Origin of the sequence: Mycolicibacterium aurum (assembly GCF_900637195.1) — a bacterium.
Lineage (GTDB): Bacteria > Actinomycetota > Actinomycetes > Mycobacteriales > Mycobacteriaceae > Mycobacterium > Mycobacterium aurum.
This window is the reverse complement of record NZ_LR134356.1, coordinates 1614167-1632621: the sequence shown is the minus strand read 5'-3', so window position 1 is coordinate 1632621 and position 18455 is coordinate 1614167. Positions and strand designations below refer to the sequence as shown.

The 18455-nt window shown below is 61.9% G+C and carries 16 protein-coding genes; 3 read left to right on the top strand and 13 right to left on the bottom strand.

What is annotated here, in order from left to right; genetic code table 11:
• Positions 1–6 precede the first annotated feature (6 nt).
• The 3 genes from EL337_RS07800 to EL337_RS07790 all read left to right on the top strand — a co-directional run bounded on the left by EL337_RS07800 (position 7) and on the right by EL337_RS07790 (position 4504).
• Entirely contained in the window at positions 7–402 is a 396-nt protein-coding gene (locus EL337_RS07800; RefSeq protein ID WP_126316527.1) for a N,N-dimethylformamidase alpha subunit family protein, read from the top strand.
• Positions 399–2699 carry a N,N-dimethylformamidase beta subunit family domain-containing protein gene (locus EL337_RS07795; RefSeq protein ID WP_048630429.1) on the top strand — a complete coding sequence of 767 codons (2301 nt, stop codon included), beginning with the start codon at positions 399–401 and terminating at the stop codon, positions 2697–2699. The genes EL337_RS07800 and EL337_RS07795 overlap by 4 nt, the downstream gene beginning before the upstream one ends.
• Positions 2700–4132: 1433 nt before the next feature.
• Entirely contained in the window at positions 4133–4504 is a 372-nt protein-coding gene (locus EL337_RS07790; RefSeq protein ID WP_048630428.1) for a hypothetical protein, read from the top strand.
• Positions 4505–5456: 952 nt separating this feature from the next.
• Here EL337_RS07790 and EL337_RS07785 read toward each other — a convergent pair.
• The 13 genes from EL337_RS07785 to EL337_RS07725 form a co-directional block, all read right to left on the bottom strand.
• Positions 5457–6050 carry a malonic semialdehyde reductase gene (locus EL337_RS07785; RefSeq protein WP_048630427.1) on the bottom strand — a complete coding sequence of 198 codons (594 nt, stop codon included), beginning with the start codon at positions 6048–6050 and terminating at the stop codon, positions 5457–5459.
• Positions 6051–6209: 159 nt separating this feature from the next.
• Positions 6210–7841 carry a fatty acid--CoA ligase gene (locus EL337_RS07780; RefSeq protein ID WP_048630884.1) on the bottom strand — a complete coding sequence of 544 codons (1632 nt, stop codon included), beginning with the start codon at positions 7839–7841 and terminating at the stop codon, positions 6210–6212.
• 118 nt (positions 7842–7959) lie between these two features.
• Positions 7960–8181 (bottom strand): tautomerase family protein, encoded by a 222-nt coding sequence (locus tag EL337_RS07775; protein ID WP_048630426.1) that lies wholly within the window; start codon positions 8179–8181, stop codon positions 7960–7962.
• Positions 8181–9047, bottom strand: coding sequence for a dioxygenase family protein (locus EL337_RS07770; RefSeq protein ID WP_048630425.1), 867 nt, complete (start codon positions 9045–9047; stop codon positions 8181–8183). Before EL337_RS07770 ends, EL337_RS07775 begins: the two co-directional genes overlap by 1 nt.
• Positions 9048–9073: 26 nt before the next feature.
• A complete protein-coding gene (locus EL337_RS07765) occupies positions 9074–9772 on the bottom strand; it encodes a 3-oxoacid CoA-transferase subunit B (RefSeq protein WP_048630424.1) in 699 nt (232 codons plus the stop codon).
• Positions 9769–10548 carry a CoA transferase subunit A gene (locus tag EL337_RS07760; protein WP_048630423.1) on the bottom strand — a complete coding sequence of 260 codons (780 nt, stop codon included), beginning with the start codon at positions 10546–10548 and terminating at the stop codon, positions 9769–9771. The genes EL337_RS07765 and EL337_RS07760 overlap by 4 nt, the downstream gene beginning before the upstream one ends.
• Positions 10541–11323, bottom strand: coding sequence for a citryl-CoA lyase (locus EL337_RS07755; protein WP_048630422.1), 783 nt, complete (start codon positions 11321–11323; stop codon positions 10541–10543). Before EL337_RS07755 ends, EL337_RS07760 begins: the two co-directional genes overlap by 8 nt.
• Before the next feature lie 434 nt (positions 11324–11757).
• A complete protein-coding gene (locus tag EL337_RS07750; protein WP_232786689.1) occupies positions 11758–12885 on the bottom strand; it encodes a maleylacetate reductase in 1128 nt (375 codons plus the stop codon).
• Between the two features lie 108 nt (positions 12886–12993).
• Positions 12994–13869: an alpha/beta fold hydrolase gene (locus EL337_RS07745; protein WP_126316525.1), complete on the bottom strand. Its 876-nt coding sequence runs from the start codon at positions 13867–13869 to the stop codon at positions 12994–12996.
• Positions 13797–15071: an LLM class flavin-dependent oxidoreductase gene (locus EL337_RS07740; protein WP_048630420.1), complete on the bottom strand. Its 1275-nt coding sequence runs from the start codon at positions 15069–15071 to the stop codon at positions 13797–13799. The genes EL337_RS07745 and EL337_RS07740 overlap by 73 nt, the downstream gene beginning before the upstream one ends.
• 40 nt (positions 15072–15111) lie before the next feature.
• On the bottom strand, positions 15112–15657 hold the full coding sequence (locus EL337_RS07735; protein ID WP_083442931.1) for a flavin reductase family protein: 546 nt from the start codon (positions 15655–15657) through the stop codon (positions 15112–15114).
• Between the two features lie 157 nt (positions 15658–15814).
• Positions 15815–16879: a PucR family transcriptional regulator gene (locus EL337_RS07730; RefSeq protein WP_157866276.1), complete on the bottom strand. Its 1065-nt coding sequence runs from the start codon at positions 16877–16879 to the stop codon at positions 15815–15817.
• A 316-nt stretch (positions 16880–17195) separates the two neighbouring features.
• Positions 17196–18359 (bottom strand): acyl-CoA dehydrogenase, encoded by a 1164-nt coding sequence (locus EL337_RS07725; protein WP_048630882.1) that lies wholly within the window; start codon positions 18357–18359, stop codon positions 17196–17198.
• Between the last annotated feature and the right edge of the window lie 96 nt (positions 18360–18455).

Sequence of the window (18455 nt, the reverse complement as noted above, 5' to 3'; positions counted from 1 at the left end):
GATCCGATGCCGATAACGGGACAAACAGACATCGAAGACCGCAGCCTAGAGATCCGGCACCGGTTCGACGAACGCCGGCGCGCTGCTCTGCGCGCTGCAGTCGGACCCGAGACAGTCGAGGAGTTCCGCGGCGATGTCATCGGCAGGCACCCACGATCTCTTGAGCTCCGACATCTGCTGAACTTCATGCGGATGGCGCCCATCGAAGGACGGACTTTCGCCTACGCTGCGCCGTCCTACGAGACGTATTACTTGGCCCGGTTGCACGCAGAACGCGGTCGACCCCCCACGGTCGATACGTCGCAGACCTTCACCACCAAAGAAGACGCCATCGTGGCGGCCTTTCTCGAGCGGATGAACGAGATCACCGGCACCCACACCCTGGAAGCGGACAAGGAATGAAAACATCACTGCGGTTGCGCGGATACAACTCTCAGCCCAACGTCGCACCGGGTGAGTCACTGACATTCCACTTGGCACACGGCGGCGACAGCCCCGTCGACACACGCCTTCTGCGGATGTACAACGGCAATCTCAACCCGGACGGGCCCGGGCATCGCACCGTGCACATCCCCTCGGACCTCGATCGACGCATACAGGTCGATGAGCAGTTCACCCAGAGCGGCGGATACGTACGCGTGCCTGACCCGGAACGCATGCTGCTGGGGTCCGATTCGTTCAGCGTTCACCTCTACGTGTGGGCGACGCTGCCAGCTCTGGGCCGGCAGGGCGTGATCTCCCGTTGGGATGACACGACATCGACGGGGTGGGCGGTGGCGCTCGAACCCGACGGTCTCGTGGTCACACTGGGGGATGGCGACGGCAACGTTGTCCGAGTGCGCACCGGTATGCCGTTGTACAAACAAGTCTGGTATTCGGTCGTCATCACTGTCGACGCGACCGCAGTGACGGTGTCCCAGCGGGCCGTCATTACTAGTACGAACAGCATATTCGGCCTCGTCGTTCCCTTCGACGGAGACACGGAGGTCAGCGGCCCGTCACTGTCGCCAGGCGACTCGGGCACTGCGTTGCTGTTGAGTGGTCTCGGCCTCCGCAGTGAGGCGCCGCCCCACCACCGCATGGTCGCCGGCTTCAACGGCAAAATCGAATCGCCCCGGTACTGGTCGCGCACACTGAGCCAGAGCGAGATATCCGCCTGCCATGACGGACAAGAGCTTTCGGATACAGGACTGGTGGCCGCCTGGCAGCTCAATCGAGATTCTTCGGTTCCCGGTCCCGGCCTTGGCGACCAGGTCGACGAGCCTGTCAACGGTCTGGTCGGCGAGTGTGTCAACCAACCTGACCGTGGCATGACCGGGTGGAGATGGACCGCCCGCGAGTTCAGCTTCGCCCACGCGATCGACGAGTACGGCGCCATCTGGTTTCACAACGACTCGCTCGATGACTGCCGGTGGCCCGCGACGCTGTCATACACAGTGCCCCAGGACCTGCCGAGCGGTTGCTATGCACTCGCGTGCACCGAGGCCGAGGGGCACGACCCCGAGACCTTCTACGTACCGTTCTTCGTGACTGCGCCACGCGGGACTGCAACAGGCTCGATCCTGCTGCTGATACCGACGTTCAGCTACCAGGCATACGCCAACAGCCAGGTCTACCAGAACGCATCTGCCGGACAGCTCGCCAACGGCCACATCACCGTGCTCGAAGACCTCGACTTCGCCATGAGCACCGGAGTCGAGCAGTACGGTTTGTCCTTGTATGACCGCCACCTCGACGGGGGTGGCGTGCAGTACTCCACCTGGCGCAGACCACAACTGAACATGCAGCCCTCCTATCAACACGAGCAGAGTTCTCAGGTCTGGCAATACCCCGCCGACCTGCATTTGGTCTGCTGGATGACCGACCAAGGTTTCGACTACGACGTGGCCACCGATCATGACCTGCACCAGGAGGGCGTCGAACTCCTCCAGCGCTACAACGTCGTCCTTACCGCCACTCATCCGGAGTACTACTCCGAAGAAATGATCGATGCGTGGGAAAGATACCTGGTCGGCGGCGGCCGCGGAATGTATATGGGCGGCAACGGTATGTACTGGGTCACCAGTGTCGCACCAGACAAGAGTCACGTTGTCGAGGTCCGCCGCGGCGAAGTCGGCGATCAGCCTTGGCGCGGCAGGCCCGGCGAGCTACAGCACTCCACCACCGGCGAGAAGGGGTCCCTGTGGCGAATGAGAGGGCGCGCACCACAGAGGGTTTGGGGTACGGGGTACACCGCCCATACGATGGCCGTGTCGACGTACTACGAATTCCTGCCCGATGCAGCCGATCCCGGGGTCGGGTGGATCACCGACGGGGTCGACACCTCCTGCCGCCTGGGTGACTTCGGTCTGGTGAACGGCGGCGCGGCCGGTCTGGAGGTGGACCGTTACGATCTCGATCAGGGTAGTCCGCCTCATACTCGAGTGCTGGCGACATCTGTCGATCATGATGCGAACTCGATGTTGGTGACCGAAGAAATCTACGGCGCACACCCGGCCACCAATGGCGAAGAGAGCCCCTTGGTGCGGGCGGACATCACGTACTTCACCACCCCCAATGGGGGTGCGATGTTCGCAACATCGTCAATGAGTTGGTGCGCGAGCCTGTTTCAAGCCGATGGCAACAATGCGATCGGCAAGATCACGGCCAACGTCATCCAGCGCTTCAGCGATCCGACGCCCATCGACGAACTGGTGTGACGCCCACGGCAGACTCAAGCTCGGGTGGACACCCCGCTCGGCACCTGAGTTCGAGATGTCCGCACCAATCGAAGCGCACGGGGGCGGGGGACGGGGGACTCATAGTGTGGCTGCCAGATGACACAACCCGCGCGTCGCTACCGACTTCGATGTTGGCACCGCGTGATTGATGCGTGACGCCGCGCCGGCACCGGAGCCAGCGGCCGACCAGATCAATCCACGCGAGCTCCCGAGGGGACAAGTTGGCCTTTCAGAACGGCGTCTCGTGACCCTCCCGGTCCGAGCTCTGGACAGTCGCTCATAGAGGGGTTGCCGATCCGAAGTCGGTGCGCCGACGTCTTGCCGCACAGCGTCTCAAGTAGTCCGCAGCTGACCTTCGATGCCCCAACACGCCCTCACAGATTTGTCCAGCAGTCGCTACCATGCTCGTTCGGGCCCACTTCGGAGTCCTTCTCGACGTCGAACACAGCATGATCCCTCAACCACGTTCTCACGCCGCCACGACCTTGCGTCGGTGCTGGAACGCGACAACACCACCGGCACCACGTCGCGCTGAAGTGCACTAAACCGCTCAGGTGTGCGTTTACTCCTCCGCCCAGCGGCGATGGGCGATGGTAGTCACACGATCCGGTCATCGCCGTGGACGGTGCTTTCACGGCTGCGGGCCCGCCCAACGTTCACATGAAAACAGCCCCCGGAGTATTCTCCGAGGGCTGTTTCCTACTAGTAGCGGGGACAGGATTCGAACCTGCGACCTCTGGGTTATGAGACAGCCGGTCGCGGTCTCGGCCCTCTGGATACGTCGCTGAAGTGCAGGTATGCCGCTGGTTCCGTCTCGCATGTCACGCCGTGTCGATACCGTCGGGCCCATTGCGCACCGTTTCGTTCACAAATCCGTTCACACGCCGGTGCGACGGTCCCGCGCTCTCGACATCGACTACGCCTTCGTCGTGGCGTGGGGTGATGGGGGTTGGGGTACCCGGTGGCGGAGTCGCAGGGGGCGGCGGGGATCATGTTCCGGCAGCACGGCCGAGATGTCAGCTTGTTCGAGAAAGTTGGCGGCCCCGTCTCTGCGCGTGGCGACACGCAGTGGTGGCTTAATAGCGATGACCTGAAGGATGTTCGACGGGTGCGACAGCTAGGTTCTGTGACGTCGGGGCTCATGGATGATCAGTCACCTCTTAGGTGTCGCGGGTACCCTTTTTCAATGCGCGCAGAGTGCACATTTCTCCTGGCTGACTCATTTCACTGGACTCAAGCTTGGGGTAGCACCCGCGCCATTGCAGGGTGTAATAGCGATAATCGCTGCAAGTTATTGGAATTGGCGAACACTCAAGCGCTCCGAGGAACGTTACGTAGCGGACCGCGCCGAGGCCCACGACGACAAAGTGAGGGCGGCCGTCGTCCACGTGTCGCACTGTGTTGCAATCTGGATGCGCGCAAACAAGGCACAGGTCGAGCGACTACTTCGTTGGTACGCCGTACGCGATGATGCGGCGGAAGCCACCGAACTCGCGTCCTATATCGCCGCGGACGGCAGGACACAGCATCGCACGGCGCTGGCCGATGTGCGCCGAGCAGTCCTCGGCGCAGGACTGCCCACGCGTGACGCGGACATGGCTTCCGGACTTAGCGCGATGCTCGCAGAAACCGCAGACGCGACCGACGCGATCAACTCGGTCGAGCTCAAAAACCCCCAATCAATTGAAAGTGGGGCGGCGGTCCTCGACGCCATTCGCGCGGCGATGCGGCAGAACGTGAACGTGCTGCTTGATCAAGCACAATCGAAGTATGCGCAGCAGTAGCACCTAGAGCGCCGCATCAAAGAACGGGCTGTGATTGCGCGGTCAATCCGCGCCACACCATGTCAATCGAGCCGTCGGCGATTCGGGTACCGCCTCCCCCGCAGCGGCGAGAGATAAGCTCGGCCACGCGTGACGGCGGCCGTACGGGCTAGCGTCATCTCGCAATCGACGGTGGCACCTCGCGGGGCTCGCCCCCGTGATCGCCGGGGCCTCAAATCTGGCCGCCTGCCCGGCGCTCCCCGCACCAACGCAACCCACAACCACTTCCCCTCTGGGAGCAGTCTCGCTGACGCCAGACTGTCGACCGACCCCGTCATCGACGACCTGCGAACGGTGTGGAAAGTACTGCCGCAACCCCCCACCTCTTCTGTCCTAGATCAAACTCGGGAATGTTCTGGGGGCCGGTCATCGCGGCAGGACGTGCCACTACTCGGGTCCTTCTATACCTCGGCCGGATTTTGTGGCCAGACGCCATCTTCCGCCTATTGAATGGTGAAAGAGATATCGTCACTGTGCTGATACCCGGAAGTCGTCTGGTATGTAGTCACCCGGGCCGTGTAGGTACCGGGCATGGGGACATCAAAATGCGACCCCATTGAATCGCTGCAGTTGGAGGATGACTCGGCATGGTCATAGCCCCCGCCCTCTACCCGCACAGTTGATGTGCACCCGCCCTTCACGTCGAAGCCCCCGGCGGATGACTCCCAACTGACCTTGTCGTTCTTGCCCCCATCGTTGTCGGCGAAGTAGGTGTTGGGTGGCCCGGCAGGGTTGTACGCCCAGGTGCTTATCCGAAGGTGGTCAACGGCCGAAGTGGCCGGCGGCGCTTCGGAAGTCAGTGCCGGCTGAATCACCGGGGGCTCGGGCAAGATGCGGACAACTGTCGGTGTTGGAAAGTCCGCTACGCCGCGTAGGGCGGATAACCGCTGGGCATCCACCACTGCGCCCGCAGTTAGGCGAAGCGGCTCGCTTCATCGAAGGTCAGCCTCTGATTGCGGGGAAAAAGTGATGCCGGATCCCCGTACCCGATGCTGCAGATGAAATTCGATTCGATCCTTGTGCCGGCGAAGAATTCGCGATCAACGGCGGCATTGTCAAACCCTGACATCGGTCCGCAATCGAGCCCCAGTGCCCGGGCGGCGATGATCAGATAGCCACCTTGCAGGGTGCCGTTGCGCCGCGCGGTCGCTTCAGTCATTCCGGGTCGCGCGAATGCTTGCTGCATTGCTGCGGCGTTGTGAGGCATGAGCTTTGGCAGCGCGCTCGCGAAGTCGAGATCGTTTCCGATTATGACCGTCAGCGGTGCCTGGAGGATCCTTTCTCGGTTCTTGTCCAGCGCTAGGTCGGCGAGCTTGGCTTTCGCTTCCTGGCTGCGGATCCAGACGAAGCGAGCAGGACTGCTATTGGCCGAAGTCGGACCCCATTTCAGCAGTTCGTAGAGTTCACGTAAGACAATCTCGCCTACTGGTGTGTCTTTCCACCCGCTGTAGGTGCGAGCTTCCCGGAAGATCTGATCCAGGGATCCTTGGGACAACGCTGGTTTCATAGAATTTCCTTTTTAGTCGGAGCTTCCACGTTCCGGCGACCCGATACCCTCGGCGCCCGCGCGTGGGCACAACACCATAGGAGTTGGAAACCAGGTCAAGCCGCGCCACGCAGGCGTCGTCGGGCGATCGACTGCAGGTGGCGCAATCCCTGACTGTTGTCACCCGCGGACCTCGAGTACCTGGAAGGCTCCTTCGGCGTGTTGCGACCGAAGCGCACGCTTGTCGAATTTGCCCACAGACGTCCTGGGCACCGCCTCCACAAACGTCCACCTTTCAGGCAGCCACCACTTGGCAACCTTGTCGCTCAAAAATTCTCGAAGCTGTTCCGGCGTGACCGTGTGGTTCTCCTTAATGACAACGACCGCCAGAGGTCGCTCTTGCCACCGGTCATCAGGCACGCCAATAACACTGGCTTCCGCGACGTCAGGATGGCTGGCGATCAGAAGTTCAAGTTCGACTGAGGAGATCCATTCGCCGCCCGACTTGATGACATCCTTAATGCGGTCGGTTAGCGTCAGGTACTGGTTCTCATCGATGGTGCCTGCATCCCCTGTGCGGAGCCATCCGTCGTGGAATCGGCCCGAGTCGTCATCGCCGAAGTACGAACCGGTGATCCAGGGACCCCTCACCTCAACTTCCCCGACTGCGACCCCATCGTGAGGCAACGAGTCCCCTGCGTCATCGACGATGCGGGTTTCGACTCCAGGCACGGGTCTGCCTTGCGTGATACGAATCCTCCAGCGATCCTCCCCTTTCAGGGTGGACGAGGGACGCGCAATCGCCGCCAATGGCGACGTTTCGGTCATTCCCCAAGCCTGAGTCAGGGTGACACCGTGCTTCTCCAGTTCCTCCATCAGGTGTCGCGAGGCAGCAGATCCGCCGACAGCGACGAATTCGAGCGATGAGATGTCGAACTCCGGATGCTTCTCAAGGTAATTCGCGATATCGGCCCAGATGGTCGGCACACCGATTGCGATGGTCGGGCGGTGATTGTGGATTGCTCTGACCAGTGATTCGGAGTGCAGGTTGCGGTCAGGCAGCAGCAGCTCTGAACCGGCCATAAATGCCGCGTAGATGGATCCCCACGCGTTGGCGTGGAACTGCGGGACGAGCGCGAGCACGGTGTCGTTGGCACCAAACTGAAACCCGTCCTTGGCCATCACTGCCATGGAGTGCAGGAACGTGGACCGGTGACTGAATGCAACACCCTTGGGGTTGCCGGTCGTGCCTGAGGTGTAGCACAGACCTGCGGCGCTTGATTCGTCGACCTTGGGCCACTCGAAGTCTGCGGGCCTGTTCTCCAGAAGCGCGCGGTACCGATACACCGTCTTCCCTGAGCCCTCTAGCGCGCCAGTGTCCGCGTCGCCCGTGACGATGACGGACTTGACGCTTTGCAACTTCGGGAGGATCGGGGCGAACTGTTCGATGAGGGAGCCGTCCACGAGGATGACCTGGTCCTGAGCATGGTTTGCGATGTAGGAGACCTGATCAACGCTGAGACGGAGGTTGAGTGTATGAAGCACCGCACCGATCGACGGGATGGCGAGGTAGGCCTCCACGTGTTCTTGGTTATTCCACATGAAGGTGCCGACGCGGCCGTCACCGCTCACTCCAAGCTCACGGAGAGCATGCGCCAACTGCGCTGCATGGCGCCCAACTTCGGTGAACGTTGCTCCGCGAGCTGTACCGTCGGCATCCAGGGTCAAGACCCGGCGACCGCCGTGGACCTGCAGGCCATGACGAAGGATCGCTGGGATCGTGAGCGGGAAGTCCTGCATCGTGCTTTTCACCATGAACTCTTTCCTTGCTGCCGCGCGTTTGCTGGTGCGAGTTACCGGGAATGAGGGTGGCCTCGATCAAGTCGACCGGTTCTCTCGCATACACCTCGGAGTACGTCAGACGAGGCCGCTACTCGCCGGTCACGGGCGGGCCGAATGCTGCACCGGGGCGATCGCTGGCGAGTACGCCACCTTGCGCGGAGTGGTGCGGCGCAATTTCGTACAGCTTGACTTTCACCACGTCAGGTTGGACACCAAGAGCGTCGACGACAGCGTCCGTCACCTTCGCTACGAGATCTGCCTTTTGGCTGCGGGTACGTCCAGGAAACATTTCGATCGACACAGTGGGCATCAGGACATCCGTGCGAGGTGAATGTCGAAGCGGGCCTCTCGGTGCGGATTCGGGAGCCCTTTCTCCGCTGCAGAAGTTCGGTCATCGACCCACGAGAATGGCACGACGAGGCTGCGCTTCGTGGCGAACACGGCATCGGCCTCGATCCAGTCGCTGCCTTCTACGAACATGTGGGTCGTCAGTGAGTGGTAACCCTGGGCCTCGGCGATGAAGTGGACATGCGCGGGCCGGTTAGGGTGTCGGTTCGTGGCCATGAGTAGCTCGCCGACCGGGCCGTCGGTCGGAATTGGATAAGGGGCGGGCACGACAGTGCGGAAATAGAAGCTTCCTTGTTCGTCAGCGGTGAACAATCCCCTGCCCACTCCGACGTCGACCTCGTCAAGTATTTGTACGTCATAGAAACCTTGGTCATCGGCCTGCCAAACATCGATGGTGGCACCGGGAATCGGTGTTCCGTCGATGTTGAGCACGCGGCCTGCAACCCAGCACGGGTCACCCACCTTCGGGGACATGATCGCTGCGCCGAGGTCGCGTCGGGGGCTTTGCACCATGTGGAAGGGTCCCAGCACAGTCGTCTCTGTAGCACCGTCATTGGCTTTCCGAGATTCCAGTTGATCGACGAGATTGGTCACTCCGAATACGTCAGACAGAAGCATGAACTCTTGGCGTTTGTCGTCGCACATGTGCCCGGTGCGGGTGAGGTAGTCGATGGCGACCTTCCATTCGTCCATAGTGGGGTCAATCTCTCGGACCCAATCATGCAGATGGCGGGTCAATGAGATCAATGTTTCGCGGAGGCGGAGATTCGGCGTATTGGCGAATGCCTCGACGACAATGTCGGTGGCTTGGTCTAACGAGTTGTCCATAGTCGCTCTCTTTTCGTCAAGCAGTTCTATATCTGCTTTTGCGGTATCCGAATATCGGACTGCCGCACCGAGCTAGCCTTCTCGGCGAGCTCCGGTGCGAACGCCACCGGAGCACCGGTCGCGTCGATGACGGTTTGCGGGTCCACACCATCGGCCAGATCGATGACGAGGAATCCGTTGTCAGTGACGTCGATGACGGCGAGGTCGGTGATGATGCGGTCCACGACGCGTGGACCGGTAAGCGGAAGGGAGCACTCGGTTTTGAGTTTCGGCGTGCCGTCTTTCGACACGTGTGACATCAACACGAGCACGCGCTGGGCGCCAACGGCGAGATCCATCGCGCCGCCCATACCCTTCACCAGCTTCCCCGGCACCACCCAATTCGCGAGATCGCCGTGTGCCGAAACTTCCATGGCGCCGAGGATGGCGAAGTCGAGATGGCCGCCACGGATCATCGCGAAACTGGCACTGGAGTCGAAGAAGGCGGCGCCGTCTCGCGCAGCTACCGTGTGCTTGGCTGCGTTGATGATGTCGGGGTCGTACTCTTCGAGGGTCGGATGCGTTCCTACGCCGAGGATTCCATTCTCGCAGTGGATGATCACATCGATATCGGACGGCAGGTATTCGGGTACCAGGGTCGGTATGCCGATTCCGAGGTTCACGTAATCACCGTCGCGAAGTTCGGCGGCGGCTCGGCGGGCGATGTCCTCACGGTTCCAGGTCATGCGATCATCTCCTCGCGGATCATGCGAAACTCAACGGGCTTCTCGGCAGCCTGTTCTGGGGTGAGTTCGACAACATGGTCGACATAGACCCCGGGGAGGTGGATTTCGTCGGGCGCCAACTCACCCGGTTCGCAAAGATCTTCGACCTCTGCGATCGTGATGCGCCCCGCCATTGCGCATAGCGGATTGAAGTTCATCGCGGTTCCGTGGAAGATCAGATTTCCGTGGCGGTCACCGCGCATGGCGCGCACGAGGGCGAAATCTGTCCGAATCGCGCGTTCCAGTACAAAACTCGCGACTCCACCGTCGATGTCGAAACTACGCACTTCCTTGGCCGGGGAGGCAACGGCGACGCTGCCGTCGCGACGATAGCGCCACGGCATTCCGCCCTCGGCGACGACGGTCCCAACGCCGGTAGGGGTGAAGAATGCCGGGATGCCAGCTCCACCGGCGCGTAGGCGCTCGGCCAGGGTGCCCTGCGGGGTGATCTCTACTTCGAGGTGGCCATCCAGATACTGGCGGGCGAAGTCCTCGTTGGTGCCGAAGAAGGAGGCAATTACTCGCCGAATGCGTCTGTCAGCCAGCAGCTTTGCCAGTCCCCATCCCTGTGCGCCGCAATTGTTCGACACGATCTCGAGTTTGTCGACGCCTGCGGCGCGTAGCGCGTTGATTAGGACCAGGGGTACGCCACACATTCCGAACCCACCGACGGCGATGCTGCTGCCCGAGTGAATCGCGCAAATTGCCAATGCAGCGTCTGAAATAGTCTTATCCAAGATTCGCTTCCTCGTCTTCAAAGTTGTCGGCTTCGTTCAGAACGTGTTCCCATACCTGCTTGGCTATTGGTTCGGTTTGCTCTTCGAGCAGGTGAGCGATCAGCCCTCCTGCGCGGGCGGCCAAGGCGATGCCTCTGCCCATCTCCGCTGGAAAACCCAGCGCGGCGATGGACGCCCCGATCGCGCCGGCGTTGTTGAGCGGAAGTGTTCGACGCTTTTGGCGCGCGAAGGCGTCTGGCAGGGCGTCGAGTAGACGCCAATGCCTCTCGTACTGTCCTTCGGCTTTTACGATGGCCCGCATGCGGTCCACTCGCGGGTCCGAACCTGTGTGGACATTGTGTCCAAGACCGGGAATCTTGCGCCCGTCCATGAGACGGCTGGTGACGAGATCATCAGCGGCTTGGGCAACCTCGGAGTTGGAGGCCGCTTCGTCAAGACCCGCTGCGCTTGCCCGCAAGAGGGTGGTCACCTCGGTCATACCGCCCAGAAAGGTGTTGCCCGCCCCGAGGAGTCCGGCCGCGACCGCGGCTTGAAACGACTCGGGAGCGCCGAGAAAGGTCAGTCGCGCGGCTAGCGAGCTCGGGGTCAGGCCGTGATCCATCACCGACACCGCGATGGCCTCGACGATGCGTTTCTCCGCTGTCGACGGCAGCCGACCCAGCGCAGTGAGCACGAGCATGTCGGTGTAGCCCACCTCGCCCATGAGATCCTTGGCCAAATTGCGACCTCGAATGAGGATCTCGTCGGCCCTGGTCGTGGCAATTCGGGTCCTCATAGGGTGCTCACTCGCTGCTTCGACGAACCTGTCCTAATTACTTGCGCCGTGCCGTTGGCGCGATGGGCCGCCCCAGCGAGTGCGCCACGCTCAAGGGCCAGTGAATCCTCTGCAAGCCGGCCGCGCTCATCCGCGGCGAGGGTGCCCGGGTGTCGCAGAATGATCGTGTCTACTCCGAGGTTCAGCAGCCGCTGATGGCTATGGCGCGGACCGGTGACCATCTCGCAGGCCCGCATGGCGATGGTGCTTATGCGAAATGAGTTGTGCCGAAACCTGTTACCTCGCTTCGACACGCTCAGGCTCCCGACTTCTCGTTGGGTGTTGACACGTCGGCTGGGTGACTCGATCGTGTGGGTGTGTCCGGCCCTTCTCATCGTGGAGCAATTTGTTCGTCGGTGTCCGTGGGTGGGGGCTATGGGGTTTGGTCGGTTGGCTCACTCGACTGCATCCCCCTCGTATGCGGCTTGCAGAAGTGACGAGACGGCCTCAAGATCTACTGGTCGCGGGTTGGATGGCGGGATCACCTCAAGGCAGCGTCCCGACGCCTCTACGATTTTGTCCTTCGGGAAGCCGATCTCGGCCAGTGTCAGTGGCGCGCCGGTAGTGGCGGCCAGCGACTTGAGTCCTGCTGCAGCACTTGTGGTGTGGAGTGTCTCGGAGATGAGCTGGGCGGCCGACGGTGCCGCGTGTGCGTTGAACGCGGTGACGTAGGGCAACATCACCGTGTGCAGTTCGGCGTGCGGGAGCAAGAACGCCCCACCCAAGACATGGCAGATCTTGTGGTGCATGCCCGAACCCGAGGAAGCAAACGCCACCGCAGCCAGGTAGGCCCCATACAGCGCGGATTCGCGCGGTTCCCTGGAGTTGGGCTGCTCCGCCATCTCCGTGATCGCGGGTATGAGAACCCGCAAACTTTCCGCTGCCAAGGCCCGATTGATCGGATCGGCACGCGGGGCCCAGAGCCCGTCGACAGCGTGGGCAATGGCGTTGAATACCGACGAAATCGCTACTGACACAGGTAATCCAGCGAGCAGTGCAGCGTCATAGATCACCGTGCGCGGCAGCACCGCGAGGTCGGCGCCAGTGTGTTTGCGGCCTTCTACAGTCATTCCCCACATATCGGTGGCTTCCGAGCCAGAGAAGGTAGTGGGGATCGCCACGATCGGTAGACCGGTCACTAACGCAACCGCCTTGGCTAGCCCCGTGGCGGAGCCACCCCCCACACAGATGATCGAGTCGGCACTGCTGGCGACAGCTTCCCGCCGTGCGGCATCTGCCCGCTGCGTCGGCACGTGTTGCACGACACCGTCGATCCGTCTCGCGACGGGAGTTTCCATGGCAATGGCATCGGCCACTTCCGAAGCCGAATCGCTGGCAATCAGCAGGCTCGCACGAACGTCGAGTTGCTCGATTGCCTTGGCGGTATTGTCCACGACGCAGCCCGTGCCGAATATCACCCGCTGCCGATGTGTTTGATGATCGAACCGAATTTCCACGGCTTGTCTGTCCTTTTTGAACTGGGGATCCTGTTCCCTCGTCGAGATCGCTGTTTGGTCGCGCACGTGGCGCGACCTCGACGTCGCGAAGGGGTGCACCTTAATCCTCTGCCAGGCTTGGGATTCGATGAGCTTGGACGCTACGACTGCGCCGCTGGCTTATGAGACGGTTCATCAGGCCAGAAACCCAGCGACGAGACCGGACGTCACATCTTCGCGCTCCACCTGGGGCATGTGCCCGCAGTTGCCGATGGTTTCGCTGCGGCAGTTAGGGATGCGGCGCGCGAATTCCTTTGCGTACCCGTGCGGAATGAGCGAATCCTGGTGGCCCCAGATGACCAATGTGGACGCTGCGACACGGTGCAGGCGCCGCGAGAGGCCGCGGTCGGGTACCGGCCACGAGAACTTCGCTACGCATCCCAGTGCCCAGATCGACTGCACAACCGCCTCAAGCGCCCGCTCCGGAGTATCGAGGACCGGAAGCAGAGATCGCGCTGCCTCACCCTCGGGGTCGTTGAACAGATATCCCAGCATCTGGTCGGGGCGGGCGGTCATGAAGTTCAGACTCCACGGCATGGCCTCGGTCCATAGGCCGCTTGGCGCCAAAAGGACCAGTTGCGAACAGATCTGTGGGAAATGCGCCGCCAGTTCTGCTGCCAACATGCCGCCGAATGAGTGGCCGATTATCGGGGCGCCAGTGATCTTCAGAGACCGCAGGGCCTGCTCGTAGGCCAAGACGACGTCGCTGACGTCGTCGAGTTCGTGTATCGCCATCGTGTCGGAGGGATCGAAGCCTGGAAAGACAGGCGCATACACCGTATAACGCTGAGCCAGGTCGCGGAGGAAGCCGTCCCAGACGAGTCCGCCGGCCGCGTGCAGGAAGACGAGTGGCGGTCCGGCACCTTCGATTTCGAATCGGAGGGTCACCCGGTCGCCCCATGTCTTGACTGTTGTCGATCGACTTTGCGTGGTGCTCGTCATACGAGATGTGCTCCAGCCATTTCTGAGTTCGTTTGCGATGTCGAGCGTCCGCCCAGACGCGCCGGCCACCAGCGATTACCGGACTCGTATTCCGACCACAGACTGCGTAGTGGCGGTATCACCTCGGTGGTAAACAGATCGATGTTCGCCTTCGTCAGTTCTGTTGGCATAGAACCGATCATCAAGAACACAGTCATGTTTCCGACGCGGAATCTCGTTGCCATGTCTTCAAGTCTGTCGCGAACTGTGGCAGCACTGCCCGCCACGATCGCTCCCGATTCGACGAGTTCGCCGTAGGTTGGCGGTTCCGACTGTCCGGCGGCGGCACCGCCGTTTACTCCGCCCAGCAATGCGCGCAAACCCGGCGGGCTGATTCCTCCCGGTAGGAGAAGCCGCTCCATTCCTACGGTTCCGATGCCGCGCCGCATACTGTATGCGGCGTGTTGGGAGTACAGCCGTTCAGCCTCGGCGTCGGTATCGGCCACCAGTACTTGCTGCACGAAGTTGGCCCTGAACGGGTTGTCGTCGGCCTCCACTTCATCGGCGATCCGCCAGAAGTCACCGAAAATGCGTGGCGCCGCAGTCGGATCGCCACCGGTGGTGGTCAGGTTGAAACCGAAGTCGCGCTGCAGCGCGAACCGGCTGGTGTTCGGATTGCCGGTGCCGGTGATGCTGACTGGCGGATGTGGTGCCTGATAGGGGCGCGGCCAGACGTTGACGTTTCCGTACTGCGCGAACTTGCCGTTCCAGGCGAAGGGTTCGTGCGCTGTCCACGCCTTCAGGATGAAGGATAAGTTCTCGTCGAAGCGGGGTCTTGTCTCGATCGGCGGAATGCCGGCGTTGATGTTCGCGTCGTAGGGCAACCCAACCGGAAACCCGGTCATCAACCGGCCTTCGCTGAGAGTGTCTAGCCAAGCTAGCTCTTCGGCCACCCGAAACGGCTCGCGTGTTTTCCCCAAGCTGCGTCCCACGACCCAAATTCCGCACTCAAGCCCCTCCGACACGAAGGTGTGCGCCATGATGGCGGCGCCCAAGTCGGGATTGGGGCTCATGTCGTAGGCGCTTTGGCCGTGTTCTGTGAGGGCAACTGCGTCAAACCCTGCCCGGGCGGCGTGAATCAACTCCTCAAACCCGGCCGCCAAGTCGGCGTGGGCGGACTGCGGGTCGACTAAGTCGAAGTACGGTGTTGAAACCACCGCCTCGGCCGCGTGCTCCTCGAAATCGTCACCGAAGTGGCGGTAGGGGAAGTGCTGCGCGTAGGTGAATCTCATTCGTTTACCCCAGTTTTCATTGACTGCGTGGTGACGATGGTCAGCGTGCTGCGGAGCCATCGAATGCGTCTACGGCGCCGCCGAGCAGCTTGAAGCTGCCGGATGCGAAGAGGAGGGGTTCATTCGGCGTGCTGAAGTGATCCACCACGCGCCCCACTACCAGGACGTGATCGCCCACCTCGACCTGCGAGTGTGGATCACAGGCGACCCACGCGACACTGCCCTGTAACCGAGGCACGGTGGGACTTGACGACCAGGCAACGTCGATGTCGTCTTGTTGTTGTCCGGCGAACTGCAGCGCCAGCGGGAGCTGCTCAGAAGCCAATACGTTAACGACGAACGGAGCGTCGATAAGGCCGTCCATCGCCCTGGCTTTGCGTGAGATGGACACGAGAATTAGCGGGGGACTCATAGAAACCGGTGTGAACGAGTTGACGGTGAGTCCGCGCGGCTGACCGTCAAGCAGATAGGTGACAACGGTTACCCCAGTAACGAATCGTCCGAGCGTATTCCTGAGATGGCGCGGATCGGGTGCAGGGTGCGGTGAGTCGTCACTATTGACGAGCGCCTCGGCTTCCGTGCTCATGGCAACCTTTCGGTGTGTCTGTGGCCGATCGAGTAGGTGTGTTTTGAACCATCCACTCACCGAAAGTGTGACTTGGAGCTAGCGATAGAGCTTGCGCCGAATCGACAGCATTCCCGCGCTTAATTGGGCGGGGTGCGCAGAGCGCACGAGGATGTTGTCAGTCAGCCGACGTGGAGCGCAGAGCGCGGGCAAGAAGCAGCGCGACACGCAGCTCGGGCTGTCGGACGTCGATGGGGCGCCCTAGGTGCTCCGTGGCTCTGCGCAATCGGTAGGCGACGGTGTTGCGCGCGATGAACAACTGCTGGGCAACCATCAGCGGACTGTGACAGTCCAGATACGCCGCGAGGGTTTCCCGCAACCGGTCGGTGGCATCATCCTGCTGGGCCAGCGATCCGAGTTCACGCTCCACGAATTGCTTAGCGGCCTCGCTATCGGTGCTGAGCAGGCTAATCAAACTGACGTCTGAAAAGTGCACTGCTGTATCGCGTTGCAACGCTGGAAACTCTCTGGCAAGGAATGCGGCTTGCCGCGCATCGCGGGCGGTTGTGCGGAAGCCGGCGACGTCGGCGCCCGGCGATCCGACAGCCAGGTAGACGCCCTCGCGACAATCCAAGTCGGTGAGTGGCTCGGAGAGAGCTCCACGCGCGTTACCCCAGACGGTCAGGGTCGAATTGGGATCGTGCAACACCAACGTTTGTGCGGCGCCGTTGTGACGCAAGTAGTCCAGGGCGGCGACCTCCAGGTCACTGGGGGCAATCGATGATGCTCGGTCGCTCCAGGCGCACACGGCGAGGTGGTGGCGGTATCTGACCTCAAATCGCAGTGTGGTTGAGCAGCCTGCCAGTGCAGCGTCGTCCCCGGCCAGGATTCGGTTGACGAGGGCGACGCGCCCCGCCAACGGGTCGTTCAGCCACCGTTGACGCTCATCTTCGTAGAGTTGGGCGAATTGGGTGGCTAGTGCATCGACATGGGCGAAGCTCAGCTCTGATATGAGTTGGTACTGCGGGTATTGCTCGCCGATGTCGACCAAGGCACGGCACTGCTGCATCAGGCGTTCGACCATGACGCCCTGACCGCGCCGTATGGCAGTGAACACCGACGTGAGTTCGATACCGGTCCGGGCGCAGACACCCATGATCTCAACGTCAGCGTCGCCCATTGATGCATCGACTGCACTGCCGCGCCTGATCCCGATGAGCACCGATAGCACGGACTTCTGCATGCTGGCAGGGAGAACGTTGGGAAGAGTGCCCTGCCCGAGCTGTGGAACATGTCGACTTACGATGTCCGCCACCTCGCAGCCGGTCACCAGAGCCCAATCGACTGCCGACACACCAATTTCGGAAGCGGCCTCTCGAAGTTCGCGGTCGGAAAGGGACCTCTGCACCCGACTGAGCGGAGCGGGACAGAGCCGCTCAACCCACTGTCCTGGCACCGGCCCTATCGCCATGCGGGTCCACGGTAGCTATCGCTAGCTCGACCCGCGGCGCAATTTGGCGTTCCGGCCGCCATCGGGCGATTGGACCCTCCCCAGCAGTTCATCGCAGCAGTGCGCGGGACATCACCACCCGCTGGATCTGGTTGGTGCCCTCGTAGATCTGGGTGATCTTGGCGTCGCGCATGAACCTTTCGACCGGGAAGTCGACGGTGTAGCCGTACCCGCCGAACAACTGCACCGCATTGTTGGTGACCTCCATGGCCACATCGGAGGCGAAGCACTTCGAGGCCGCCGAAATGAAGCCCAGGTTCGGCTCGGTGCGCTCGGCGCGTGCCGCCGCTGAGTACACCATGAGACGCGCCGCCTCGATCTTCATCGCCATGTCGGCGAGCATGAATTGGGTGTTCTGGAAGTCGCTGATCGACTTGCCGAATTGTCTGCGCTCCTTGGTGTAGGCGATCGACGCCTCGAGCGCGCCTTGGGCGATGCCCACCGCTTGCGCGCCGATCGTCGGACGCGTGTGATCGAGCGTCGCCAGCGCGGTCTTGAACCCGGTGCCGGGCTCGCCGATTATGCGGTCGCCGGGGATGCGGCAGTCCTCAAAGTACAACTCGGTGGTGGGTGAGCCTTTGATGCCGAGCTTGCGCTCCTTGGGGCCGACGACGAAGCCGGGGTCGTCGTCCCGGACGACGAACGCCGAAATACCGTTGGCGCCCTTGTCTGGGTCAGTCACCGCCATCACCGTGTACCACTGCGAGTGGCCGCCGTTGGAGATCCAACATTTGGAGCCGTTGAGCACCCAGTCGTCGCCGTCGGCCTTGGCGCGCGTGCGCATCGACCCGGCGTCGCTACCGGCCTCCCGCTCCGAGAGCGCGTACGACGCGGTGGCCTCCCCCGCCCCGATTGACGGTAGTACCTGCTTCTTCAACTGCTCCGAGCCGTTCATCAGCAGGCCCATGGTTCCGAGCTTGTTGCAGATGGGAATCAGCGAGGACGACGCACAGACCCGCGCGACCTCCTCGATGACGATGCACGCGGTGATCGAGTCGCCGCCTTGCCCGCCATACTCCTCGGGAATGTGGATCGCCGAAAACCCCGACGAGTTCAGCGCCGCCAGCGCCTCGTCGGTGTAGCGCGCCTTCTCATCGACGTCCACCGCGTACGGCGCGATCTCCTTCTCGCACAGGCTGCGCAACACAGCGCGCAACTCCTCGTGCTCCTCGGACAATTTGAAGACGTCGAAAGATGGGTTGTTATCCAAGATTAGCCCCTTCCGTAGGCATCTATCGGTGTGCAGCGAGCTGCCCAAGCAGTAGCTCGGTGGTAGACGCGAGCGTTCTCATCGACGCATTCGTGGGCC

Coding starts and splice junctions, on each gene's coding strand:
- EL337_RS07800 (WP_126316527.1), top strand. CDS start 7: ATGCCGATAACGGGACAAACAGACATCGAAGACCGCAGCCTAGAGATC.
- EL337_RS07795 (WP_048630429.1), top strand. CDS start 399: ATGAAAACATCACTGCGGTTGCGCGGATACAACTCTCAGCCCAACGTC.
- EL337_RS07790 (WP_048630428.1), top strand. CDS start 4,133: ATGCGCGCAAACAAGGCACAGGTCGAGCGACTACTTCGTTGGTACGCC.
- EL337_RS07785 (WP_048630427.1), bottom strand. CDS start 6,050: ATGAAACCAGCGTTGTCCCAAGGATCCCTGGATCAGATCTTCCGGGAA.
- EL337_RS07775 (WP_048630426.1), bottom strand. CDS start 8,181: ATGCCCACTGTGTCGATCGAAATGTTTCCTGGACGTACCCGCAGCCAA.
- EL337_RS07770 (WP_048630425.1), bottom strand. CDS start 9,047: ATGGACAACTCGTTAGACCAAGCCACCGACATTGTCGTCGAGGCATTC.
- EL337_RS07765 (WP_048630424.1), bottom strand. CDS start 9,772: ATGACCTGGAACCGTGAGGACATCGCCCGCCGAGCCGCCGCCGAACTT.
- EL337_RS07755 (WP_048630422.1), bottom strand. CDS start 11,323: ATGAGGACCCGAATTGCCACGACCAGGGCCGACGAGATCCTCATTCGA.
- EL337_RS07740 (WP_048630420.1), bottom strand. CDS start 15,071: ATGAGATTCACCTACGCGCAGCACTTCCCCTACCGCCACTTCGGTGAC.
- EL337_RS07735 (WP_083442931.1), bottom strand. CDS start 15,657: ATGAGCACGGAAGCCGAGGCGCTCGTCAATAGTGACGACTCACCGCAC.
- EL337_RS07730 (WP_157866276.1), bottom strand. CDS start 16,879: ATGCAGAAGTCCGTGCTATCGGTGCTCATCGGGATCAGGCGCGGCAGT.